Origin of the sequence: Paenibacillus sp. FSL R5-0928, assembly GCF_037970385.1 — a bacterium.
Taxonomy (GTDB): domain Bacteria; phylum Bacillota; class Bacilli; order Paenibacillales; family Paenibacillaceae; genus Paenibacillus_AQ; species Paenibacillus_AQ odorifer.
Window position 1 is genome coordinate 1,087,866 of the sequence record NZ_CP150225.1, and the last position, 24,788, is coordinate 1,112,653.

General features: G+C 43.6%; 21 protein-coding genes. 16 read left to right on the plus strand and 5 right to left on the minus strand.

The window, feature by feature from the left end:
• Positions 1-26: 26 nt before the first annotated feature.
• Positions 27-1,163: a polysaccharide deacetylase gene (locus MKZ16_RS04655; protein ID WP_076104213.1), complete on the minus strand. Its 1,137-nt coding sequence runs from the start codon at positions 1,161-1,163 to the stop codon at positions 27-29.
• 486 nt (positions 1,164-1,649) lie between these two features.
• On the opposite strand from MKZ16_RS04655, the gene qoxA reads away from it, so the two are divergent.
• The 9 genes from qoxA to MKZ16_RS04700 all read left to right on the plus strand — a co-directional run bounded on the left by qoxA (position 1,650) and on the right by MKZ16_RS04700 (position 11,265).
• Positions 1,650-2,669 carry a cytochrome aa3 quinol oxidase subunit II gene (qoxA, locus tag MKZ16_RS04660; protein ID WP_036680822.1) on the plus strand — a complete coding sequence of 340 codons (1,020 nt, stop codon included), beginning with the start codon at positions 1,650-1,652 and terminating at the stop codon, positions 2,667-2,669.
• 38 nt (positions 2,670-2,707) lie between these two features.
• On the plus strand, positions 2,708-4,651 hold the full coding sequence (gene qoxB / locus MKZ16_RS04665; protein ID WP_036680823.1) for a cytochrome aa3 quinol oxidase subunit I: 1,944 nt from the start codon (positions 2,708-2,710) through the stop codon (positions 4,649-4,651).
• Complete coding sequence (qoxC, locus tag MKZ16_RS04670) at positions 4,648-5,244, plus strand: cytochrome aa3 quinol oxidase subunit III (RefSeq protein WP_036680826.1); 597 nt, start codon at positions 4,648-4,650, stop codon at positions 5,242-5,244. Before qoxB ends, qoxC begins: the two co-directional genes overlap by 4 nt.
• 4 nt (positions 5,245-5,248) lie before the next feature.
• A complete protein-coding gene (gene qoxD / locus MKZ16_RS04675) occupies positions 5,249-5,539 on the plus strand; it encodes a cytochrome aa3 quinol oxidase subunit IV (RefSeq protein ID WP_036680878.1) in 291 nt (96 codons plus the stop codon).
• 963 nt (positions 5,540-6,502) lie between these two features.
• The gene (locus tag MKZ16_RS04680; RefSeq protein WP_036680827.1) at positions 6,503-6,892 is read left to right on the plus strand and encodes a GntR family transcriptional regulator; all 390 of its coding nucleotides are present in this window, start codon (positions 6,503-6,505) and stop codon (positions 6,890-6,892) included.
• Complete coding sequence (locus MKZ16_RS04685) at positions 6,885-7,787, plus strand: ABC transporter ATP-binding protein (RefSeq protein ID WP_076104214.1); 903 nt, start codon at positions 6,885-6,887, stop codon at positions 7,785-7,787. The genes MKZ16_RS04680 and MKZ16_RS04685 overlap by 8 nt, the downstream gene beginning before the upstream one ends.
• Positions 7,762-9,783, plus strand: coding sequence for a hypothetical protein (locus MKZ16_RS04690; RefSeq protein WP_076104215.1), 2,022 nt, complete (start codon positions 7,762-7,764; stop codon positions 9,781-9,783). The genes MKZ16_RS04685 and MKZ16_RS04690 overlap by 26 nt, the downstream gene beginning before the upstream one ends.
• 366 nt (positions 9,784-10,149) lie before the next feature.
• Complete coding sequence (locus tag MKZ16_RS04695; protein ID WP_076104216.1) at positions 10,150-10,704, plus strand: RNA 2'-phosphotransferase; 555 nt, start codon at positions 10,150-10,152, stop codon at positions 10,702-10,704.
• A gap of 39 nt (positions 10,705-10,743) precedes the next feature.
• Complete coding sequence (locus MKZ16_RS04700; RefSeq protein WP_076104217.1) at positions 10,744-11,265, plus strand: mismatch-specific DNA-glycosylase; 522 nt, start codon at positions 10,744-10,746, stop codon at positions 11,263-11,265.
• A 451-nt stretch (positions 11,266-11,716) separates the two neighbouring features.
• On the opposite strand, the gene MKZ16_RS04705 is transcribed toward MKZ16_RS04700, so the two are convergent.
• A complete protein-coding gene (locus MKZ16_RS04705) occupies positions 11,717-12,652 on the minus strand; it encodes an MraY family glycosyltransferase (RefSeq protein WP_038568881.1) in 936 nt (311 codons plus the stop codon).
• A gap of 169 nt (positions 12,653-12,821) precedes the next feature.
• Here MKZ16_RS04705 and MKZ16_RS04710 point away from each other — a divergent pair, with 169 nt between their 5' ends.
• Complete coding sequence (locus tag MKZ16_RS04710) at positions 12,822-13,523, plus strand: YjjG family noncanonical pyrimidine nucleotidase (RefSeq protein ID WP_036680840.1); 702 nt, start codon at positions 12,822-12,824, stop codon at positions 13,521-13,523.
• A 60-nt stretch (positions 13,524-13,583) separates the two neighbouring features.
• Here MKZ16_RS04710 and MKZ16_RS04715 read toward each other — a convergent pair whose 3' ends face one another.
• Positions 13,584-14,561, minus strand: a complete 978-nt coding sequence (locus MKZ16_RS04715; protein ID WP_038568883.1) for a ring-cleaving dioxygenase — start codon at positions 14,559-14,561, stop codon at positions 13,584-13,586.
• A 168-nt stretch (positions 14,562-14,729) separates the two neighbouring features.
• Here MKZ16_RS04715 and MKZ16_RS04720 point away from each other — a divergent pair, with 168 nt between their 5' ends.
• The 3 genes from MKZ16_RS04720 to MKZ16_RS04730 all read left to right on the plus strand — a co-directional run bounded on the left by MKZ16_RS04720 (position 14,730) and on the right by MKZ16_RS04730 (position 17,879).
• Positions 14,730-15,536 carry an AAC(3) family N-acetyltransferase gene (locus MKZ16_RS04720; protein WP_052096796.1) on the plus strand — a complete coding sequence of 269 codons (807 nt, stop codon included), beginning with the start codon at positions 14,730-14,732 and terminating at the stop codon, positions 15,534-15,536.
• Between the two features lie 99 nt (positions 15,537-15,635).
• Complete coding sequence (locus tag MKZ16_RS04725; protein ID WP_036680844.1) at positions 15,636-16,568, plus strand: manganese-dependent inorganic pyrophosphatase; 933 nt, start codon at positions 15,636-15,638, stop codon at positions 16,566-16,568.
• A 204-nt stretch (positions 16,569-16,772) separates the two neighbouring features.
• Positions 16,773-17,879: a Glu/Leu/Phe/Val dehydrogenase gene (locus MKZ16_RS04730; RefSeq protein ID WP_038568887.1), complete on the plus strand. Its 1,107-nt coding sequence runs from the start codon at positions 16,773-16,775 to the stop codon at positions 17,877-17,879.
• A gap of 134 nt (positions 17,880-18,013) precedes the next feature.
• Here the strand turns inward: MKZ16_RS04730 and MKZ16_RS04735 are convergent, their stop codons facing one another.
• The gene (locus MKZ16_RS04735; RefSeq protein ID WP_051491160.1) at positions 18,014-18,673 is read right to left on the minus strand and encodes a peptidylprolyl isomerase; all 660 of its coding nucleotides are present in this window, start codon (positions 18,671-18,673) and stop codon (positions 18,014-18,016) included.
• 210 nt (positions 18,674-18,883) lie between these two features.
• On the opposite strand from MKZ16_RS04735, the gene MKZ16_RS04740 reads away from it, so the two are divergent.
• On the plus strand, positions 18,884-20,110 hold the full coding sequence (locus MKZ16_RS04740; protein WP_036680852.1) for an MFS transporter: 1,227 nt from the start codon (positions 18,884-18,886) through the stop codon (positions 20,108-20,110).
• A gap of 86 nt (positions 20,111-20,196) precedes the next feature.
• Here the strand turns inward: MKZ16_RS04740 and MKZ16_RS04745 are convergent, their stop codons facing one another.
• Positions 20,197-20,601 (minus strand): hypothetical protein, encoded by a 405-nt coding sequence (locus tag MKZ16_RS04745; protein ID WP_076104218.1) that lies wholly within the window; start codon positions 20,599-20,601, stop codon positions 20,197-20,199.
• Positions 20,602-20,857: 256 nt separating this feature from the next.
• Between MKZ16_RS04745 and MKZ16_RS04750 the strand changes: the two genes are divergently transcribed.
• Complete coding sequence (locus tag MKZ16_RS04750; RefSeq protein WP_036676638.1) at positions 20,858-22,756, plus strand: sensor histidine kinase; 1,899 nt, start codon at positions 20,858-20,860, stop codon at positions 22,754-22,756.
• A gap of 113 nt (positions 22,757-22,869) precedes the next feature.
• On the plus strand, positions 22,870-24,786 hold the full coding sequence (locus tag MKZ16_RS04755) for a sensor histidine kinase (protein ID WP_244886494.1): 1,917 nt from the start codon (positions 22,870-22,872) through the stop codon (positions 24,784-24,786).
• Positions 24,787-24,788: the final 2 nt, after the last annotated feature.

Below are 24,788 nucleotides of genomic sequence, written 5' to 3' on the forward strand. Positions count from 1 at the left end.
ATGCCCTCTTGATTTTTAATAAAAACTCAGCGTGTATCCTTCCAGAAATTCAGAGGTTTCAGATCTGAGCTAATGACGTGGAAGGTATATCCTTCTTTTTTCAATGACTCTAAAATACGAGGAAGCACTTTAAGTGTAGCCTTTTGATCATGCATCAGAATAACTGGATTGGTCTGCGATTTCTGCAGCTTATGAACCTGATTCATAACCGAATTATAGATCGTCGTACTAGCATCCTTGTATTTCCAATCCTCAGAGTCCACGTTCCAATCCCACAGATGATAACCTTGAGCCAACACTTTATCTCTAAAGGTCTTTGTGAAATAAGGTTTGCTTCCATAAGGAGGACGAATTAGTGTGGTGCTTTGACCTGTAATCTTTTTCAAAATGGCGTTATCGTTATCCATCTCACCCAGTGCAGCGGCAGGTGAAGCATAAAACTTCTCTTTCCGGTGCGTCATTCCATGCAATGCGAGACCATGTCCTTCATTCGCAATCCGTTTCACTTGCGTAGTATGCTGGTTCATATTCGGTCCGATCATGAAAAAAGTTGCCTTCGCATCATATTTTGCCAAAATATCAAGCAATGTAGAAGTAGTGGCCGTTGGTCCATCATCAAAGGTGAGGTATACGGTCTTACCTTGCTTCCCAACAGTTGGCGTAGAAGTTCCAGGAGTTGCGGTTGGCTTCATTTCCTTTTTAAATTTACTCACAAATGTTGCATCATCTAATGTAGCTGAGCCATCTTTTACACGCAATAAATTTTGATCTGCTTTAAAGGAAATTCCGAAACCAAGATAAGAAGTCAATTTCAGTGGAACCATGGTTTTTCCGTTTTTCAAAAATGTATTCATGGATATGGTCTTTCCATCGCTTAGAGTAGCTGTTGCATGATCATTCAGCAGTTTGATTGATCTGTTCTGACCTGTAACTTTTATCCCATCACTCACTCCAGTTAGCGTTAACTTAAGTTCCTGTGACAGATCACGTAGAGGAACGTAATAGGTATCTTTTACCGAAACTGCTTCAATAGTTGTTAACTTATCGTTCACACCTAACCTAAGGGAGCCTGCACCTGCTGCATTCACTGAATCTATCGCTCGTATTGATCCAGAACCTATGAATAATACGATTAATAATAGCCATACTTTCTTTAAAGACATCGTCAAAAATCTCCTATCTATGTATATTTGTCTATTACCTTATCATACATTGATAGAATGAAATTTGAGAGATTGTAACCCCCAGCAGAATAATTTGTTACCTTTTAGTAGTTAACTGTGATTTCAACCACAATCATAAAAAGCACGTAACTCCGGCTAAATACTGACGCATCAACAAAATTGGTTAAAATAACCCCGTTTTGCGCAAAATAGATGTGTCCAAATTAGCAACTTTAGTAAACTATTGAACAAAGTTTGAACGGAATTTTTCAACCCATAAACAGCGCCGTTACAGTGATCTTTATCATACTATTAGAAACTTGTAACAAATTGATCACACATATTTAACTTGTTCGCCATTATTAAGGTCTTTTTTAGGCTAAATGGAAAAATAAGTCTTTTGCTTTCTTCCCCATAAATTCTTACTATATATAAAGGTTAATGTTGAGGGTTAATAAAAGAAGTATTGAAGGAAGGAGCTTAAGCATGAACAAAAAGGGACCGTTATACGCTTTATTTCTCAGCCTAATTTTACTCTTGCCAGGATGCAGTTCAATCGCTGTTCTGAATCCGAAGGGGCCGGCTGCAAGAACTTTATCTGACACGATCATTCTCTCCATTGTTATGATGCTCGGTGTTCTGGCAGTTGTCTACATCTTATATGTCTTCGTTCTTTTGAAATACCGTGCTAAAAAAAGCAACGAAGATTATATTCCTCCTCACGAGGAAGGAAACAAATGGCTGGAGGCTATCTGGATTACCATTCCGATTATTATCGTGGCATTCCTCTCCGTAGTCACCGTCAAAACAACAGTAGATGTAGAAAATGTTGCAGCGGATTATAAAGATCAGAAACCGCTTGTAATCTATGCTTCCTCCTCTAACTGGAAATGGCATTTCAGCTATCCAGAGGAAGGGATCGAAACAGTAAACTACGTTAATATTCCAGTTCACCGCGCTGTAGAGTTCAGATTGTATTCTTTCGGTACAATCTCAAGTCTTTGGATCCCACAATTGGGAGGACAAAAATACGCGATGAGCGACATGATCACAACCTTGCATCTTTCAGCTGATACTGTAGGTTCTTATGTCGGAAGAAATGCGAACTTTAATGGTAAGGGCTTTGCCCACATGGAGTTTGAAACACTTGCGATGACAGATAAGGATTATCAGGAATGGGTGAAAGACGTTAAAGAAACGGCGGGTCCACTGACGGAAGATGAATTTAAAGGTCTTTTGGAAATGGAACATGTCGGACGTAAAACGTATACGAATACTCACTTATCCTTTAGCCCGCCTCCGGGAAGCCATGGTGACCATATGAGTAATGGTGGCACTGAAATGGATACGGATAACGGAAGCATGGAGCATCAGGATAATAAAGAAATTCACCCGACTCCAGCACCATCCAGTGAGACGGAATTCAACACCGAGCCTAATCCAGAACTGGATGAGCCGACACCTAGTTCTCCATTAGAAGAGAGCACAACACATGACGGACACTAGTCAATGTTAATTGAACAACTTGAAAGGAGCGATTCCTAATGGATTGGGATAAATTTAAGGTCCACGGCGAACCCTTGATATACGGAGCTATGGCAAGTATTGTTCTGGCTACGATCGGGATTATTGTCGGCCTGACCTATTTTAAAAAATGGGGATATTTATGGCGCGAATGGTTGACTACTGTTGACCACAAACGTATTGGGATTATGTATATCCTCGCAGCATTGCTTATGCTTTTCCGCGGCGGCGTTGACGCTATTATGATGAAGCTGCAAACAGCAGCCCCGGACATGAAATTTCTTGACGCACAGCATTATAACGAGGTATTTACAACACACGGCTTGATTATGATCCTTTTTATGGCCATGCCGTTTATTATCGGTCTGATGAATGTTATCGTTCCGCTGCAAATCGGCGCTAGAGACGTTGCCTTCCCGCGTCTGAACGCTGTCAGCTTCTGGCTCTTCTTCTTTGGAGCTATGCTGCTTAACATTTCGTTTGTTATCGGGGGATCGCCAGATGCTGGTTGGTCCGCATATTTCCCGCTAGCAAGTCTAGAGTTCAGTCCAACGGTGGGTAATAACTATTACTCGCTCGCATTACAAATTTCAGGTATTGGTACGCTCATCACAGGCGTTAACTTTATTGTAACGATTCTGAAAATGCGTGCACCAGGCATGAAGTTGATGAAAATGCCGATGTTTACTTGGTCCGTATTGATCACCAACGTAATTATCGTATTCGCATTCCCTGTGCTTACGGTAGCACTTGCGTTGATGATGTTCGACCGGCTGTTCGGCTCTCAATTCTTTACGATGGCCAATGGCGGTATGGATATGTTATGGGCCAACCTGTTCTGGGTATGGGGTCACCCTGAAGTATATATCGTTGTCTTACCGGCATTCGGTATTTATAGTGAAATTATCGCCACCTTCTCTAAAAAGAACCTGTATGGATATACATCCATGGTATTCAGTATGTTGATCATTTCCCTCTTGTCCTTCTTAGTATGGGCTCACCATTTCTATACAATGGGTCAAGGTGCTATGGTTAACAGCTTCTTCTCGATTACAACCATGGCCATTGCCGTACCAACAGGTGTGAAAATATTTAACTGGCTATTCACCTTACGAAAAGGGCGAATAACCTTTACGACACCTATGCTATACACCCTGGCCTTTATTCCGATCTTTACGATTGGTGGGGTAACAGGTGTCATGCTGGCTATGGCCAGTGCCGATTACCAGTACCATAATACGATGTTCCTGGTTGCCCATTTCCACTACGTTCTTATTCCAGGTGCGGTCTTTGCCGTTATCGCAGGTTTCCATTACTGGTTCCCTAAAGTATTCGGTTTCCGTCTGAATGAACGTCTTGGCAAGCATGCCTTCTGGTGGATTATTATTTCCTTTAACGTATCGTTCTTCCCGCTGTTTATTCTCGGACTTAAGGGTATGACCCGTCGACAATACACATATTCTGCGGACACTGGATTTGGCCCGCTGAGTATGGTTTCATTTGTAGGTGCGATCGGTCTCGCGATTGGATTTGTAATCCTGGTTTATAACATTTACTGGAGTACTCGTTACGAACCAAGAGATACTGATGGCGACCCATGGGATGCACGTACTTTGGAGTGGGCAACGAAAAGCCCGATTCCAGCTTACAACTTCGCAGTGGTTCCAAATGTAAAAACACGCGATGCATACTGGTCTGCTAAACAAGATAAAGTACCACTTTTTGAAGATAAGATTACTAAGATTCATATGCCTAGCAACACAGGAAAACCATTTATTCTGGGTGTTATCTTCTTCATCGCAGGGTTCTCTCTGGTCTTCAGTCTTTGGATTCCAGCGATCCTCTCTGGAGTAGGTATCCTCATTGTTCTAGCTGCTATGTCCTTTGATCGGGATCACGGATTCTACATCCCAGCAGAAGAAGTTATTGCTACTGAAAAGAAATTGCGGGGTGAGACAGTATGAAAATAGATGCGTCTAAGCCGCTTGAATACTCAACAGAAGAGAATAGTAATAAAATCTTTGGCTTCTGGGTTTTTCTAGGAGCGGAGATTGCACTGTTCGCTACGTTGTTCACTGTTTACTTTGTAATGGTAGACCGTTTTGCCAGCGGCCCTAGCGGGCCGGAGCTTTTCGAAATTGGTCCGGTGATGATCGAAACATTGCTGCTGCTGACAAGTTCGTTTACGATTGGTCTTGCGGTTCATGCCATGCGGCATGGTTACCAAAAAGCCATGATGGTCTTTTTCGGACTAACCCTTCTAATGGGTCTCGGCTTCCTTGGTATCGAAATCATGGAGTTTGTCACTTATGTTCACGAAGGGGCTACACTTCAAACCAGTGGTTTCCTATCCAGTCTCTTTGTACTGCTGGGAACACACGGAGCTCACGTATCGTTCGGGTTCCTGTGGGGTGCGGCTATTCTAATCCAGTTGAAGCGTCAAGGTATTAATCCGGCTACGGCCAATAAATCCTTTATCTTCTCGCTGTACTGGCATTTCTTGGACGTTGTCTGGATCTTTATTTTCAGCTTCGTCTATCTGAAAGGACTGATGTAGCATGATGAAGCAATTGTTTCCAATTCGCCATGTGATGGGTTTCTTAGCCTCTCTTGTCCTTTCTGTGGCTGCACTTGCTGTAATCTACCTTGATCTATCCAACACTGCGAACATGGCAATACTGCTTGTTACAGCCCTCATTCAGGCTTCCTTGCAGCTCTTCCTGTTCATGCATATTGGTGAATCAGCAGATACCAAGAAAGAACTTTACATCAATATCGCCTATGCCTTATTCGTTGGTTTAGTTACGATATTCGGTACGCTCTTCATCTTCGTATGGGGCTGGTATGCTTAATTACAGTAACTAATACTCAAAGGGACGTCTTCTAAGCCTAAATGGCTTAGGGACGTCTCTTTTTTTCGTTTACTTAGGAGGTTTGTTGTAGCGGATGCCCGGAAATAGGCGTCTTCCCAGGCAATAGCTGCATAGGAGTCAGAAACTTCGCTCAAAAGGCGGAAAATGTGCGAATAGGGTCATCTAGGTCGAAAACCACGGGGGTTAAGATGGCTCGGCGCGATCGGACTCAGATGACCTTAAAAGCGGAAATCAGCGGCTTTTGAGTCCGAGAGCCCCGTGAGACAAGGGTGGCTCGGCGCGATCGGACTCAGATGAGCTTAAAAGCAGGAATCAGCGGCTTTTGGAGTTGTAACAGACCCCAAAGCCGCTATTGGTGTGAAAAATGCGCAAAATGAGCGCCTTTCTAGGCAATAGCTGCACAGGAGTCCGAAACTTCGCTCAAAAGACGAAAAATGTGCGAATAGGGTCATCTGGGTCCGAAAGCTAGCGGGGATAAGGAGGCTCGGCGCGATCGGACTCAGATGACCTTAAAAGTGGGAATCAGCGGCTTTTGGAGTTATAACGGACCCCAAAGTCGCTATTGCCTAGAAAAACGCGCAAAATGAGCGCTTTTCTAGGCAATAGCTGCACAGGAGTCCGAAACTTTGCTCAAAAGACGAAAAATGTGCGAATAGCGTCATCTGGGTCCGAAAGCCACGGGAGATAGGGGGGCTTGGCGCTGTCAACCTCAGGTGAACTTAAAAGCAGGAATCAGCGTCATTTGTGTCCGAAAGCCACGGGGATGAGGTTGGCTCGGCGCGATCGGAAGTAATTTTGATTAATAACAAGGGATAGATAGATCCCCAAAGGATAATCTTGGGGATTTTTTGTTGACATATAAATCAAACTGTATTAATAATAGTAGTACAGTTAATACACACCAAAATGGATTTAATGCAAGATAGTGGAAGGAGGAAGGTTATGTTCGAACTGGACGTTCGTAGTCGGAAGCCGATTTATGAGCAGCTGACCGATAAGGTCAAGGAGATGATTCTGCATGGTATTTTGCAGACGGATGAACAGCTACCTTCTGTAAGGACTTTATCCCAGCAGCTAACCGTGAATCCCAATACGATTCAGAAGGCTTACCGTGAATTGGAACGTGAGGGGTATATCTATTCATTACAGGGGAAAGGAAGTTTTGTAGCCCCGATGAAAAAAGAACAAAATGCGATCAAAAAAGCGGAAGTCCGGAATGAGTTGCTGAGGCTGATGGCGGAGGCGGTATACCTTGGGTTCACCGCAGCTGAGATTAGTTCTTTGTACCAACAAGTGGAGAAGCAAAGAGAAGGAGGGAAGAGTGATGATTGAGATTCGAGGAGTCAGCAAGTTATTTCAAGGCGAGAAGGCAGTCGACGATATCTCTTTAACGGTACATAAAGGAAAAATTTATGGGCTGCTCGGCTCTAATGGCGCGGGCAAAACTACGCTGCTCAAAACATTGGCGGGCATCTACTCTCCAGATAAGGGGACCGTGCGGGTGGATGGTGAAGCAGTATTCGAACACCCGACGACTAAGCAACGGGTTATTTTTATGCCGGATGCTCCTTATTTTTTCCCACAATCGACCATGCTGCAAATGGCGGCCTTCTATCGCTCGATTTATCCGAGCTGGAATCAGAAGCGTTTTGAAGATTTGGGAACCGTATTTCAGCTCGATAAAAAGCGCAAACTCAGTCGTTTCTCCAAAGGGATGCAGCGGCAAGCGTCATTCTGGTTGTGTTTAAGCTGTATGCCGGATGTGCTGATTATGGATGAACCGATTGACGGATTAGATCCGGTGATGCGGCGTCAGATCAAAAACCTGCTATTTCAGGAGGTTGCTGAACGCGAGCTGACGGTAATCATATCTTCGCATAACCTTCGTGAGATTGAAGATCTGTGCGATCATGTCGGGATTATGCATGGTGGGAAGATGTTGATTGAGAAGGATCTGGATGATCTTAAGGCGGATACACATAAGATTCAAGTGGCGTTTCGGGATGAACGGCATGAGATTCCGTTAGCTGCCAAGTTACAAGTTCTGCATCAAGAGCGCCGGGGAAGTGTGAACCTATATATTGTAAAAGGGGATCGTGAACGGATCAAAGCGGCTTTTCAGGTGTACGAGCCATACGTATTCGATTTGCTTCCATTAACGTTAGAAGAGATCTTTATTTATGAAATGGGGGATGTCGGATATGACGCGCAGCCATTACTACTTTAATAGCAGTGTTTTTCGCCAGAACTTCCGCCAGCATGGCTGGATAGGGATTATATATGCACTCGGCTTATTATTCGCTCTTCCATTACAGCTCTTCATGAGCAACAATCCGGATGCAAAACCGCAGGAAATTGATCATTTATTTCGCATAGCTGGTAGTGTGCAAGCCTTGTTTATCATTACAATCCCAGTTGCCGCAGGACTATTCTTATTCCGATACCTTCAGGCAAAATCACCCGCAGATCTTTGGCATAGCCTGCCTTTACGCAGAGAGCATTTATTTACAGCTCATCTGACGAGTGGACTTACCTTACTGTTGCTGCCTGTTTGGTTAACTGCTGGGGTGGTTGCCGTTGTTAAGCCATGGAGTGGGAATTTTTTTATTTTTCAAGGCGCAGATATTTGGCAATGGTGTATCACAGTTAGTATTCTGACTTTGTTCCTCTTCTGTTTTAGTGTTTTTGTGGGAATATGTACGGGCCAATCTATTCTTCAGGGAATTATCATTTATATTTTGCTTATTCTTCCTGTTGTACTGATCTCATTAATCAATAGCCATTTAGTCATGTATCTTTATGGATATGCAAATGCAAATGTAAACTTCAGTGATTCTAGTTTGCAAGTCTGGTCTCCGTTTGTTCATATCGTGTATTATTTTACCGGCAAACCCTTCACAAATACAGAATTATGGATTTATGGGGTATTGGCACTTCTATTTATTGGATTATCTTACCTTTTATATCGAAAACGTAATACGGAAAAAGCGGGTCAGGCTATTGCTTTTGGATATTTCAATCCACTGTTTAAAGCAGGGGTTATGTTATGTACTATGCTTATTTCCGGAAATTATTTTGCACAAATGAAGCAACAGCAAATGGGCTGGGTGATTAGTGGATATGCCATCGGAGCCATTATTGGTTATGTTGCCGCAGAAATGATTATTCGGAAAACATGGCAGATTATGACGCGTAAAATGGTAGCTGAGTTTGCAGTTTATGCGGTAATGATAGGGTTACTTCTGTATATCCCGGTATCAAGTGTTACGGGGTATGAAGCAAGAGTGCCTTCCGGTGATAAGATTAGCGGTGTATATATGGGAGCTAACTACCGGTTGTATACCCCAACGGATGATTTGTACACTACACCCTTCATGGGGCAGAACCCTTTTTCCGATGATAAAGATTATATAGAAGCTGTCCATAAACTTCATCAAACAGTAGTTGCAGTACGTCCAGAACTTACCTCACAACAATACGTTTATGAATATTTTACTCTGGCTTATCAATTGGAGAACGGCGACAAGCTAGTGAGGGAATACTGGATCCCTAATAAGGGGTTTGAATCAGAGCTCAAGGCGGTTAAGGATACTGAAGCTTACAAGTATGAAAAGTATGATTTAGCTCTCTTAGACAAAGATCTGGATTTTATGTGGGTTACTAACAGGAATAAAAAAGTAGCCATCTCTGATCCCGGGGAAATTTCAGAGCTAAAGGAGATTATCAAACGCGAAATTTCGAATATGTCCTACGAAGTACAGATAGATAAGGACGGAAAACCTGATGTGGCTAATATCCAAGTGGAGGTGAAGGCAAAAGAGAACAGTAATCAAGTTTCTACAGATTATGGTTATTATTATCCGTGGAAGTCATCTTTTCATGAGTTAGAGAAATGGATGAATGAAAAAGGTTATGCCGATAAAATACGAATAACAGCTGAAGATATCCAATCGGCAGAGATTATAAAAGATGATTATATGGACGAGCAAACACCTAAGAACCCTACTAGTCCTGAACAAAGAGTAGTGCTTGCACGTGAAAAGAATCGTACGGCTGTTACGAAGGATAAGACATTATTAACAGATATTTTGGACCATCATTTCCATTATGGTGTTGAGAATGGTAACTACATTGTGAAGTTGATGTACAAAGAGGGGTATAGCGATTTCGTAATGTTAAAAGAATCGGATATGACGCCTGAATTGAAAGCATTGCTGAAATAAGTTAAGAATAAGTTAAGAATAAGTTTAGAATAAGGTAAGTAAAAGATTACAGATAAAAGACTACTGGTTGACATAAACTGGATAGTTGGATTATGCTTTTGGAGATACGATAAGGATGAAATGGAACTTTCAGGTCAGCCTCTGAACCAGTATATTCATTTCCGGTAAAATAACATCGCTGTATTAACTGGTAAGGAGTTTTGTATTTAGGTGAAGCCCGACCATGGACGATAGAGTCCATGGTCTTTTTTGCATAGTAAGAGGTAATACATGGATGTGTGATTGCTGTAATGCCTCTGGAATCTACTTCGAAGAGATCCTTTACTGTAGAATAATATAAATAGGAAAAATTGAGGTGTAAATATAATGTTAAGCAATACAGCGGAAGTGTCGTTAAGTAAGTTTATGACTAAGCTGCTGCGGCATACCCCGGAGCAATATGGTCTTATTTTGGATCCAGGGGATGGTTCCTGTAGGTTGGATGATTTGCTGTCTGTTATTGTAAGCACTCCTAGATGGTCAGAGGTGACTGTGGGAGATATTCGGCAAGTGGTCGCAGGTTGCGACAAGCAACGATTGGAAATCGTTGATGACCGGATCAAAGCCCGGTACGGGCATAGCCATACAAAAATCACTTATGAGCCGGGGACTCCGCCTGCTGTACTTTTTCACGGAACTCATGCTGGTGTGCTTACTGTGATTTTGGAAGAGGGGCTTCAATCGATGGGACGGCAGTATGTTCATTTGTCTGAAGGGACTCATTTTGCCAGTTTAGCCGGAAGTCGCAGAGGGAAATTGATATTGTTAACTGTTGATACGATTAGAGCGGGTCAAATGGGTGTAACCTTTTATAATGCGGGTAATAAGGTATGGTTGGCAGGTCATATACCGCCTTCCTGTCTTAATGGGTTTACCCCGTAAGTTGAACTAGATCGACGTTTAGTTAGGAGGCATAATAACATGGATGAAATTCCAGATCACTTAGATCACGGATTACAGATTGTATTTATTGGGTTCAATCCTAGTATCCGTTCTGGCGAGGTAGGACATCATTACGCGAATCCGCGGAATAATTTTTGGAGAATATTACATCAGTCTGGACTTGCTCCCCGGTTGTATGATGCGTCTGAGGATGGGGACTTGCTTAAGCTGGGCTATGGGTTTACAAATATTGTTGCCCGTCCCACACGGGGAATCGACGATATTACTCGTGAAGAATACCAGGAGGGTCGGGAATTGCTTCGCTCCAAGCTGGAGAAATATCGGCCTCAAGTCGCCTGTTTTGTAGGTAAGGGTGTGTATACAGAGTTTAGTCGCAGAACAAAAGCTAACTGGGGATTTCAAGGGGGCGAGCCTCCAAAGGTAGATGGTGTCCGTGAATTTGTTGCACCCTCTTCCAGTGGATTAGTTAGAATGCCGATGGAAGAGATCGTTGGAATTTATCGCAGATTAGCCGAGTTTACGCAAGAGAACGATGGGTGATTGATGTATTTGGAGTTAGGGTGCTAAAGGACACAGGAGTCGCTAAAAGTAACAAATCACTCTAATTTGCGTGCTATCGGACTCCAATGCAGCTATTGGGTAGAAATAGACTGAATATGAGTCCATTTTGGGTAGATAGCGTCTCTGGAGTCCGAAATCACCACTAAATGGCCGAAAATCCGCGAATAACGGCGACTGAGTCCGTAAGAGTAAAAGCTGCGGAGTTGGCCATGGATCTACGTAGATTCCGTAGATCCCGCAGATCACCGTAGATCCCGTAGATCCCGTAGATCTCGCAAGCTCTGGCAAACTATCGCATCCTAGCTATCTCTCGCTACTCTAGAATACCCTCCAACACAAAAAGAGCAAGATTCCATATCGGAATCCTGCTCTTTTTATAACTTTAAAGGGCAGTCTCAGTATATGAGACGTGCCCTTAGTCCCTAATGCATTAGGTCTCAATCAGCAGCAGAATGATAGAGGATAAGGATAGGCAAACACTAATCAGGCAAAGCACGGCAACGACCTGCTTCTGGTTCAGGCCTGCCCGAAGCAGGCGGTAATGAGCCTGGGTGGCATCGGCTTGATAAATGGACTTGCCTTGGATGAAACGTTTGACTACGACAAAAATGTTGTCGAAGATCGGTACGCCCAGCGCCAGAATAGGGATGAACAGCGACAGGACGGTGGCTTGCTTGAACGCGCCGTCGAGTGCGATTACCGCAAGGATGAAGCCGAGAAAGGTTGCCCCAGCGTCGCCCATAAAGATTTTGGCGGGCGGCTTATTGTAGCGCAGATAAGCAAGCGTAACGCCAATCAGCGAAATTGCCATAATGGCAGATGAGGATTGACCCTTCGCCAGTGCGACTACGAATAACGTAACCGCCGAAATGGCCGTCAAGGCACCAGCTAGACCGTCCATGCCATCCGAGAAATTAATAACAGTGGTTACGCCGAAGATCCAGATAATCGTCAGCAGAAACGATAGAATGACTGGCAAAATGATATAATCACCTGAAAATGGATTGTAAAATCCGGTAAAGGCGTTGCCAGAAGCATAAACCAGGATCGCTGCGCTAACTTGTACAATTAACTTGGGCAGGGCTGGGAAATCTTTGCCCTTCGTTTTGTACCAATCATCCACCGTGCCTATGGTCAGCAACAGTACTCCACCAACAAATAATGCGACAGTCTCCATGGAGAAATCACGCGCGAACACCAGATAAGTAACAAAAAATCCGAGAAATATTGCGTAGCTGGCCGTTAGCGGAATGGGCTCTCTATGAATTTTACGCTCAACGTCCTGCCGAGGCTTGTCCACAAAATCAAGCCGAAAAGCAAGCTTGCCGAGCGGCGGAATTAGAAAGTAGACGATAAGAAATGACATTAGAAATGATAAAACGTATAAAATGACGCTCACCACCGTTTTCTTTTTAAAATACCACAGATCGATTAAATCTACCTTAAAAAAGTAAAATTTTGTCGTGAGAGGTGTGAAGTTGACTTGCCAGCATCGCTGTAGTACCTTGTTGAGAAAAGCTCTTTGGGGGATATTTATGAAATACGATGTTATTTTATTTGATGCCGACGATACGTTGTTTGATTATGGAATGGCAGAAAGTCACGCGTTGTCTAATGCCTTTCTACACTTTGGGATGCCCACAGGTGCAGCAGATTATGCTGCCAGTTATCAAGAGATTAACCACGCATTGTGGAGGGATTTAGAACAAGGAAGGATTTCATCTGCGGCGCTGCGGGTAGAGCGGTTCAATCGGTTGTTTGCTGCACATGCGCTTGAGCTTGATCCTGAATCATTTAGTGAGGCGTATCTACGTTTCTTAGGCGAAGGAACCTTTCTGATGCAGGGAGCGATCGAGCTATGCGGAGAGCTTGCAGAGTGCCGCCTGGCGATTATCACGAATGGAATCAAGGATGTGCAAACTTCCAGAATCCAAGGCTCGCTGCTGAGTGATACATTTGAGCAGATCATTATCTCAGAGGAGGCAGGATGTCAGAAGCCAGAGACCGGGATTTTTGATTACGCTTTTGCCAAATTGGGGATTGAGGATAAAGAAAAAGTATTGATTGTGGGTGACTCCTTAACCTCTGATATTCAAGGCGGAATTAATTATGGGATTGATACCTGCTGGTTTAACCCGCTCGGTAAGATTAATGAGTCCGGCGTTCAGCCAAAATACGAAATTCGAAACCTCTCGGAGCTACTAGATATTGTAGGGAAAGCTACTAACCTTCAATAAAAAAATAAGGTGTGAGCGCATAAGCGTCTCACACCTTTTATTTAGTAACCTGAAAGAGGTTTATTGCCGAGTATCCAGCGGCTTCAGATACGCCTCGATTTGCTGGCGTTTCGATTCCAGAAATGGCGGCAGCGCAAGCGATTCACCTAAACTTTCCATAGGCTCATCTGTAGCAAAACCTGGTCCGTCTGTAGCTAGCTCGAAAAGGATGCCGTTAGGCTCACGGAAATAGAGGGAACGGAAGTAGAAGCGGTCGACGAAACCGGAATTAGGAAGCTGTGCCTGGCGGATGTGTTCGATCCATTGCTTCAATTCGTCTTCATTATCGACGCGGAAGGCGACGTGATGTACCCCGCCACGTCCCAAATGCTCTTGATCCAGATCATTGCGTTCCTCCAGATGTACCTCAGTGCCTGACCCGCCTTCACCGGTCTCGAATACGATCACATCTGGCTGACAGGCAACTGTTGAAGGGTAGGTTCCTATACGGCGGAAGCCAAGCAACTGCTCCAGCACCACCGCTGTATGTTCTGCACTTTCGACTGTGAGATGTGCGGGACCTAAGCCTACAATGCCATATTGGGCAGGCACTGGGCTTTTAGCCCAAGGAGTACCGCCGGCAACACCGTTATCATTTTCGTCGGATACGAGAATGAAACGTTGACTCTCGTGATCGCGGAAGGATAAAGTCTGGCGTCCACCAAGTACCTGTATCGTCCCATGCTCCACGTTAAGCTCGGTGAAGCGTTGCTCCCAATAGGTAAGTGCGGCATCGCTTGGGACTCGAAGGGAGAGGGCGGAGATGCTGTTATTGCCCTCGCGGTTGCGGCCCGCCATCGGAAGTTCAAAAAAGGTTAATTCGGTTCCGGGATTGCCCTTCTCATCTCCATAGAATAAATGGTACACTGAAATATCATCCTGATTTACTGTTTTTTTAATGAGACGAAGTCCGAGTACCTCTGTATAGAACTTAAAGTTCTCCTGTGCTTTGCCAGTAATAGCTGAGACATGGTGAAGTCCTTTTAACGTTAAGCTCATGGTAGTTACCTCCGTGTAAATGCTTAGGGTTTGTGGATTATTTTTAATATCGATAGAATTATTGGTGAATATTATTAAGTTACTATAATTTTAATAGTAATAACAAACTTTTGCAAGTGGATATTAATGTTTCATGAAATTTAATTCATACATAAGGAGAGAGTATAAGTGCACACAACAACAAGCTTGATGAAACAATTACAGGAGTTGGAGATTGATCCACGGGGGACCATTCTAGTTCATTCCTCGTTAAAAAGTGTTGGCGAAGTAGAAGGAGGTGCGAACACGGTGCTGGATGCACTCAGCGAATATATGAAGGACGGGCTGCTTGTTTTGCCAACGCATACATGGGCTTATATTAATGCGGATAATCCACGCTTCTCTGTTCAAGATTCCCCATCTTGTGTTGGGATATTACCGGAGCTGTTCAGAAAACGTCCGGGCGTTGTTCGCTCTTGGCATCCGACTCATTCTGTAGCGGCTTTGGGTGTTGATGCTGAGGCGTTTACTGCAGGGGATGAACGTTGGGATACGCCATGCGCCCGTGGTTCAGTATGGGGCAAGCTGCTTGATCGTAAGGCGGAAATAGTACTGCTGGGCGTCGATCTGCGGCGGAATACGTTCATTCACGGTATTGAAGAGTGGGTGGATATTCCGGGCAGAATGACGGATAGTCATGAGGAATTATATACTGTGACGCCGGGTGGCGATGAAATCATGGTGCCTTCTCGCAGACATTGTGGTCTCTCTTGGTCGGAGCATTTTTGGAAAGTGGAACGCGAGCTTGAGGAAGGCGGTGCCATGCGTAAGGGGAATTTCGGGGATGCGCTAGTTAGAGTGTGTGGAACAGTAGAAACGACGGATATTTTAAGCCTGATGCTAAAAGAGAATCCTGATCTTTTCTCCGATAATGAACCGCTGCATGGTGAGTCCAAACCAGATCCGCTTCCAAAGACCAGACGTGAACAACCATAGGTGGGAGAGGCTAAACCAATTTTTCAGCCCGCACAATCTGGAAGCCGCTATCAATGTATGGTATATTAATCTCACTAAAACATAGTAAGGAGATTGGAAATGGAAAAAACATTGGTCTTTGGACACAAAAATCCGGATACGGATACTATTTGTTCGGCAATTGCTTATGCAGCACTCAAAAAAGAATTAGGCTGGGATGCTGAGCCAGTTCGTCTGGGAGACGTTAGTGGTGAAACGCAATTTGCGCTTGATCATTTCGGAGTAGAGGCTCCTCGTCTGGTAGAGAACGTAGCTGGAGAAGCTAATCAGGTTATTCTTGTTGACCATAATGAACGCCAACAAAGTGCGAATGACATTGATCGAGTGCGTGTAGTTGAAGTTATCGACCATCACCGGATCGCTAATTTTGAGACTGCACATCCGTTATACTATCGTGCTGAGCCAGTAGGCTGTACTGCTACTATACTTAACAAAATGTATAAAGAAAACGGTGTAGCTATCCCTAAAGACATCGCCGGATTGATGTTGTCTGCAATCATTTCTGATTCCTTGCTGTTTAAATCTCCAACCTGCACCGCTGAAGATGTAGCGGCAGCGCGCGAATTGGCTGAAATCGCTGGTGTAAATGCAGAAAGCTACGGCCTTGATATGCTGAAGGCTGGTGCTGATCTTAGCGACAAGAGTATCGCTCAACTGATCTCCTTGGATGCTAAGGAATTCAAAATGGGTGAATACAAAGTAGAAATCGCCCAAGTGAACGCGGTTGACGTTAATGATGTACTCTCCAAGCAGGCTGAACTGGAAACTGCACTGACTTCCATTATTGCTGAAAAAGAATTGGATCTGTTCCTGTTCGTAGTTACAGATATCCTCAACAACGATTCGGTGGGTCTGGCTCTGGGCCGTGTTGCAGGTGCAGTAGAACAGGCGTACAACGTGAAGCTTGATGACAATAAAGCCCTTCTTAAAGGTGTAGTATCCCGTAAATCACAAATCGTACCGGTACTTACAGAGACGATTGCTAAACTGTAAAGCATTTTGACAGTTGTCTATGAGAGTAGATTGGATAAAAAGAGCTCATGCCCCATCAGTAGTTAAGATGGTGACATGAGTTCTTTTTGTTTTACGGCGTATTCTGCTACAATATTTTGGGAGGGGATCCAACTGATCCTCTTCTAATTGCATGAACTTTGAACCAGCATGAGGAATATGACAAAGGGATAGGGGATATTGGAGATGGAATTGTTTGCAGCATTGGAACGGGACGACTACGAGGAATTATTATTTTGTCAGGATAAGGCATCGGGATTAAAGGCGATCATCGCGATTCATGACACGACACTGGGACCAGCACTGGGTGGAACACGGATGTGGACCTACGCTACGGAAGAGGAAGCTATTGTTGATGCGCTTCGATTAGCAAAAGGGATGACCTATAAAAATGCAGTATCCGGCCTGAATTTGGGTGGTGGGAAAACAGTAATCATTGGAGATCCCAAGAAGGATAAAAATGAAGCCATGTTCCGTGCTTTCGGAAGATACATACAAGGTTTAAATGGACGGTACATAACTGCTGAAGATGTAGGGACTACGGAAGAGGACATGAACATTATTTATCAAGAGACAGATTATGTTACTGGCACCTCACCTACGTACGGTTCTTCGGGCAATCCGTCACCAGCAACGGCTTACGGTGTTTACCAAGGAATGAAGGCAGCCGCTAAAGCCGCCTTTGGCAGTGATTCGCTCGAAGGGAAGACAGTAGCTGTTCAAGGTGTGGGGAACGTGGCCTTTACACTGTGCAAACATCTTCATGAAGAAGGAGCACAGCTTATCGTAACGGACATCCATAAACCAGCCGTTCAACGTGCAGTAGAGGCCTATGGCGCTAAGGCTGTAGATCCAGGCGATATCATCAGTGTAGATTGTGATATTTATGCTCCTTGCGCTCTTGGAGCGACAATTAACGACGAATCCTTACGGGTAATCAAGGCGAAAGTGATTGCAGGAGCTGCTAATAATCAGCTGAAGGATTCCTCGCATGGTGATGCACTTCATGAGATGGGGATTGTATATGCTCCAGATTACGTGATTAATGCAGGTGGCGTCATTAATATTGCGGACGAGCTGAACGGCTATAATAAGGAACGTGCCTTTAAGCAGGTGGCGAAGATTTACGATAATATTACCCGCGTAATGGAAATTTCCCGTTTGAACGGAATACCTACTTATGCCGCTGCGAACCAGCTTGCAGAGGACCGGATAGCGCTATTAAGAAATAGCCGCAGCACCTTCCTGCGTAATGGTCAACATGCACTTACCAGAAGATCGCTGCGGGGATAAGCTGTAAAAAAACTCGGCAAGCTCCATCCGATTACAACTTCGGAGGGACTGCCGAGTTTTTTATGTTCTTTTATTTCTACAAGAAACGTTTATCCTCTTTCGAGGACGGTAACGTCGCTTCTGCTTATTCCTAATTACTGAACCTTTTGGGGTTCTGGGTAAGTGACGCCGAAGGTGTCGACCGTCACCTTTTTCATTACTGGTGGCTCATCTGGACGATCAGAACCGTCACGAGGCAGGCTCACAATTCTTTTTACAGCTTCGATACCTTCGGTTACTTTACCAAAAGCGGCGTAGCTTCCATCTAGACTAGGGTAAGCTGCATCCATAATAAAGAACTGGGAACCGGCAGAGTCAGGAGCCTGTGATCTTGCCATGGATAGAACACCTTCTGTATGCAGAAGGTTATTGGTGAACCCGTTGCCAGAGAATTCTCCGGCGATACTGTAACCCGGGCCTCCCATACCTGTGCCATCAGGGTCGCCGCCTTGAATCATGAAGTCAGGAATTACTCTATGGAATATAGTGTTATCATAAAATCCTTTTTGAATAAGTGAGATGAAATTGTTTACGGTGTTAGGGGCAACCTCAGGGTATAGCTCAGCTTGGATGATATCCCCGTCTTCCATTTCAATGGTTACTAAGGGATGACTTGCCGTAGCTGAAGGAACGCCTTCAGTTGGGGCTGCACCTTCCCCAGGTGCTGATCCGCTGCTTCCATTATTACTGCTTGCATTGTTATTGTTTGGCTTGTTACCGCAACCTGCCGCAATAACCATGACCAGGCATAACATGATCAGAAGAATAGCGGATTTTGTTCGTGTAGACTTCACTAAATAATCTCTCCTTTTTATTGAATAATCTCGTAGGTACTTCCCATAATACCTCCTTTGTCCTATTACATGCAAAGGTCAGTTATGACTTCTGGGATTGGCACATCTTAAAAAGAAGTTTACAATGGTAGGATGTTTCCAAAGAGAACATCGAGAAAGGATGTGCATAGGATGCTCTTTTCGTGGAAGCGGAATTTGATCGTGCTTTGGATAGGGGTTTTCTTTTGTAGTACAGCTTATTCGATCTCGATTCCCTTCCTTTCCATTTTTTTGAGCGACGAACTTGGGGTTTCAAATCATTTGGAGATTTGGTCAGGGGTTAGTTTTGGAATAACCTTTCTTGCCAGCGCTTTAATCTCTCCCTATTGGGGTTCGCTAGCCGACAAGTATGGTCGGAAACCGATGCTTATTCGCTCGGGTTTTAGTCTGGCAGCTTTATACCTTATTAATTATTTTGTACATGATCCTTATGTTTTTTTGATTGTGCGTGTGCTGCAAGGACTGCTTGCCGGTTTTGTTCCAGCAGCTATTGCAATGGTAGCCACCAATACCCCTGAGCATAAGACGGGGTACGCTTTAAGTATTATGTCTACAGCCGGAGCTACAGGTAGTATTATTGGGCCATTAATCGGCGGTGTAGTGAGCTATTATACCAGCAACCGGATTGCTTTTTTATTCTCGGCGGGTATTGTACTTATCTCAGCGCTCATTGCTACTTTTTTTGCAAAAGAGGAGAACTTCGACCGTTCGGCTCCAAGGTCACATGTAAGTGATGATATCAGGGAAGCGAGAAGTAACCGAGCCTTTATTACTTTGCTCTCGCTGGCGGGAATCAGTACCTTCTCCGTTATGATTCTGGAACCGTTAATCCCAATTTATCTACTGGACATGGGGATCTCCAAAAATAGTGCCTCGCTAAGCTCGGGAATAGTGTTCTCTGCTGTGGGGATTGCTACGGTGCTGATGGCTCCGCAGTGGGGCAGAATCGGCAGCCGAAAGGGCTTTGGGATGATCTTATTTATTGGACTGATCGGGGGCGGCATCGGTAATATTCTGCAGTTTTTTGTTTCGGGCTATGTAGAGTTCGCTATCCTTCGCTTTGCTTACGGCTTGTTCTATGCAGGTGTGCTGCCGTCAGTGAATGCCATGATTGTACAAGTAATTGAGCCGGGATTCCGTGGACGGGCCTTTGGCCTGAATCAGGCGGCATCTCAGCTTGCGACGATGGCTGGACCGATTATCGGCGGCTTATTGGGCGCGGTTATTCCAATTCGCTGGGTGTTTGTAATCAATGGAGTGATGCTGCTGGTAGCAGCGATATTGGTTAAGACCCGCAAGCTGGAAGCACAAATCGCCGCTGCTCGTCCCGCAGAACAGCCAACAACGATGCAGGGCTAACTGCTAACTCAATGAGCATGTTGTTATTTAGAAACAACATAAAGCCGCCGGGCTCATAGCCCGGCGGCTTTATTCATATTAAGCTGCTATTCTCCCTGCGAACCGTTCAAAACGTCTGTTCCCGGCATAACATCCACTGGCGGGGAGGCAGGGTCAATAATGGAATTTGGATATACATCGTCTGCATCTGGAACATCCTCTAGCGGCTGATCTTCTTCTTCCATCTCCAAGAGTTCCTCATCCTTAGTATAATCCGTATCATCTAGGGTTAATCCTGCGGTTTTAGCGGCTAGATATGCATCGGATTCCACCAACTCATCTCTTTCGATTACATCCTTAGGTGAGTTTAAACCAATATCTGCTGCCAAGTATTTATCGCCAACCAAGACAGGATCTGCGTCATCATCAACAATATCCTCTTCATCCATATCAGCTTGTATATAACGTTCATATTCAAAGTCAGCTTCAGTTTTATTTGGTGAACTATCCATAGCCGTTCACTCCTTTTTTATGATAAAATTTGAACTTCCTATGTTTATCTTTACCCGTTTGACCATGATCGAATCGCTGATCCAATAAATGGGTATGTCTGTATTGGATTAGTAAAAATGGGTGAAAGCAAAAGCCGATGAAAAACGTCCTTTTTCGAGAAAATTTACAAGAATAGGCAGGGATAGTGCGAAGCTTGTCGAAATTAAGAAGCATATATGAACGTTTAAACAACTAATGAATTACTGAGGTGCTACGATGAAGTTGCCAAAGCCCAATATAGCGGCTGCTTTTTTATTAATTCTACTGCTGACCGCTATGGTCCCTTTTGGTACGGCGATAGTGAGTGCTGAATCATCAGACTCTACGCTGCCCAATTGGGAGATTAAATTTGAACGTATAGAAGTAGATCATATTGAAGAAGCTGTGGCAGCTCTTGATGAAGAATGGACTCGTGTTATGCCTCATGGGAAAAGCCCAGAGACTCCAAGTGGGGCAACCTCAGCCTGGCTGCGGTTTACTTTACCACAAATTGGTGATAAATCTGCGTTATTCATAGATAAAGTATATGGAAATAATGTTAAGGCTTATTTAAATAACGAATTAATATATGATTCCGGAAAAGATTTTAATTTCAATGGCAGTAAGGTTTTCATTCCTCTGTCCAAAAGTGTTGGAGGACAACAGCTATATTTATGGACCCATGGTGGCAGCAAAGACTTAGGGATCCACGGCGAAATAAGAGTAGGCCAATACGATGAGCTGTTATCTGTTTATGTAAAGCAGGGCTTAATGGATCTGATCATTGGAACGACGCTTATTTTTATTGCGATTGTACTGCTGATCTGCTCGCTATTCATGAGAAAAGGTTATTTTTCCGGCGGATTTCTATTGGTGCTGATTATTTTATCCATTGGCGTGTTAGTGGTAACGTATTCATCGTTCCTGCCGACAATCCTAGGCGATTATGGAGAGATTGTACTTGTTTTCTTTGATGTAGCATTATATACGCTTCTGCCCTCCTTTACATTTTATTTTGAAAAAATATTTGGTCCAGGGAAAAAGAAAATCGTTACCCGATTCCGCAAGTTTCAAATTGTCTATTCTATATTCTGTTTTTCCCTAATGGTTGTTAATATCCTTTTGTCATATCAGTTGGATGACTTTTATAGATTGATGACTACGAGTGTGCTGGGTATCCTTATGATTGTGCAATTTATATTGTTGATCAGCTTAGCGTTTATTCATGCGAATCGTGGGAATGTAGATGCTGTTGTTTTTACTACAGGGTTCTCAATATTTGCTTTCATGTCTCTTAGCGAACTGGTCATGTTCTATGTATCGGGCCAATCCTATCAATTATATTGGTGGAAATGGGGAGTGGTGATTTTCGTAATTGCCTTAATCGTCATTCTGGGAAGAAGGTTTACTAGAAACCATGAACAGCTTATTGAATATTCCCATCAGCTTGAGAAGTTCAATAATGATTTGCAGCGCTCGGAGAAGATGGAGATTATTAGTGAGCTGGCAGCTTCGGTTGCGCATGAAGTACGGAATCCATTGCAGGTTACCCGAGGGTTTCTGCAGATTCTTGGGGAGCGTTCAGATCAAAAGGAGCGGGAATATCTGCAAATGGCGGTTACAGAACTGGATCGAGCTACGCTCATTATTACAGACTTCCTAACCTTTGCAAAACCAGGACTTGAAACCGTAGAGCAGCTTGATGTGTCCGAAGAGTTGAGGCATGTGACGGGTATTCTTTCTCCGTTAGCGAATCTGCAAGGGGGCGTCATTGAACTTAACCTGCAGCCAGGACTTTACGTTACTGGATCATCTGCCAAGTTCAAGCAAGCGTTTATCAACATTCTCAAAAATAGTATTGAAGCTTTAAAGGACAATGGGCTGATTAAAGTCACAGCCTGGAAGTCTGGAAAACATATAATAATCAGTGTTCATGATAATGGGGAAGGGATGAACCGGAATGAGCTGGCTCGGTTAGGGGAACCTTATTACTCCAATAAGACCAAAGGAACGGGGCTTGGACTGATGGTAACCTTTCGGATTATTGAGGCGATGGAGGGATGCACTGAGTTTCGCAGTGAGAAAGGGGAAGGGACTGAAATTATAGTAAAAATACCAGAACTTAGAAGAATTTAGAAGTAATTTATGATAATTCCGTTTTTTAGAAGGAAAGAGTGAGGGGCTGAGCGAAGTAGTACAGACAGAATATTGTTTCTGATACTTACTTCTGAGGTGCATATATGCGCTTGATGATTAAAGTCCTACATATAGCAATAGCCCTTACTCTCCTTCTGATAGGATATAGTTCAATTGTTGTATCAGCAGCGACCCCATATCCATCCCAAGAAATTACCAGTTGGCAGATGAGATGGGGCGATGGAAGCGAAAACAGCGGCGTAGTGGTTCCTCAGAATAATGACCAGCAGTATTGGATAAATGTGAATGCTACGAAGGAAATCCCACATCTGCCATCAGGCGTATCCACTTCTTGGACTCGTATTTCCATACCTAACTTTAGTTATATCTCCCCTTCAATCTACATTGATACTTTATATGCTCTTCATGTGAAGGTGTATGTGAACGACCGTTTAATCTTCGAGGAAGATCGTAATTATATTAAGGATAACTATTCTTTGTTGTTGCCTTTGAGTCAAAGCGATAGTGGGAAAACATTATACATTTGGACTGAAACGCTGCAGGATAGAATCGGAATTAAAAATGAAGTAGTGATCGGTGAACACAACCTGTTAATCAATGATTATATTAAAAATGGACTCAGCGATGTGATTTTGGGCTGTGCTTTTTTTCTTGTGGCTATCGTTCTATTTATAAGTTCTCTCTACATTAATAGGGACTATTTTTCCAGTGTGGCTTCACTAGCCGTTGTAATAGGTTCAACCGGAATTCTCTCGATAACCTATTCTCCTTTTATTTATACCTTTTACAGCAATTTGGGCGCGATTAGTAATGTATTTCTTGATTTGGCTTTATTCTCACTTTTACCGGCGCTTACTCTTTTATTTGAAAAAATATTTGGCAGTGGAAAATATGCGATCGTCCGTCGTTTTCGTCAATTTCAAGTCATTTACTCCTCATTTTGTTTGCTATGTCTTTTGATCAATTTTCTATCGAATAATAGCTATATTGAGTTTTATTATTTTGTATCCACCACTATTATCGGGTTCATCCTCATCCTTCAGTTCATCTTGCTTATCGTATGTGTGATTATATTTTCGCTTAAAGGGAATAGGGACGCTATCATTTTTGCCATTGGCTTTGGAACGGCTGCATTTACTGTAGTGTCAGAGTTACTGTGGTATTACATTCATAAGGGGAACTATGATTTATTCTTGTGGAAGTGGGGCATTGTTGCCTTCATAATCTCCTTGATCGTAATTCTAGAGCGAAGACTAGCCTATAGCCATCAACAGGTTGTTAACTATTCTAAAGAATTAGAGCGTTTTAACAACGAATTGCAGCGTTCAGAAAAAATGGAAATTATTAGCGAGCTTGCTGCATCTGTTGCTCATGAAGTGCGGAATCCACTCCAGGTAACTAGGGGTTTCCTTCAGCTGCTTAGCGAGAAATCCGTTGGTGAAGAGGAAATATTTATGTCGATGGCCCTTAGTGAGCTGGATCGTGCTTCCGGGATCATTACGGATTTCTTAACCTTCGCAAAACCGGAATTTGAGACGATTTCCAGTCTGAATTTGTATAATGAATTTAAGCATATTGAGAGTATTATGCAGCCGCTTTGTCATTTAAATGGAGGAAAAATGATTCTCGATGTATCGGGCGAATTATGGGTGAAGGGGAATTCCTCGAAGTTTAAGCAAGCCTTCATCAACATTATCAAAAATAGCATTGAATCTTTCCGTGACGAAGGATTTATCTATATGTCGGTGTATGCGGAAGAGGAGAACGTAATTATTCATATCAAAGACAACGGGGAAGGGATGGACGCGGATGTCCTGCACCGATTGGGAGAGCCTTATTTCACTAAAAAGAATAAAGGCACAGGTCTTGGATTAATGGTCACTTTCCGTATCATCGAAGCTATGCAAGGTAAAGTGAAATTCACAAGCAAAAAAGGAGTGGGAACCGAATCCATCACCATACTGCCATTGGCAGAAGCTCCGGATGATTCTCACTCCTTAGGGGGTTAATC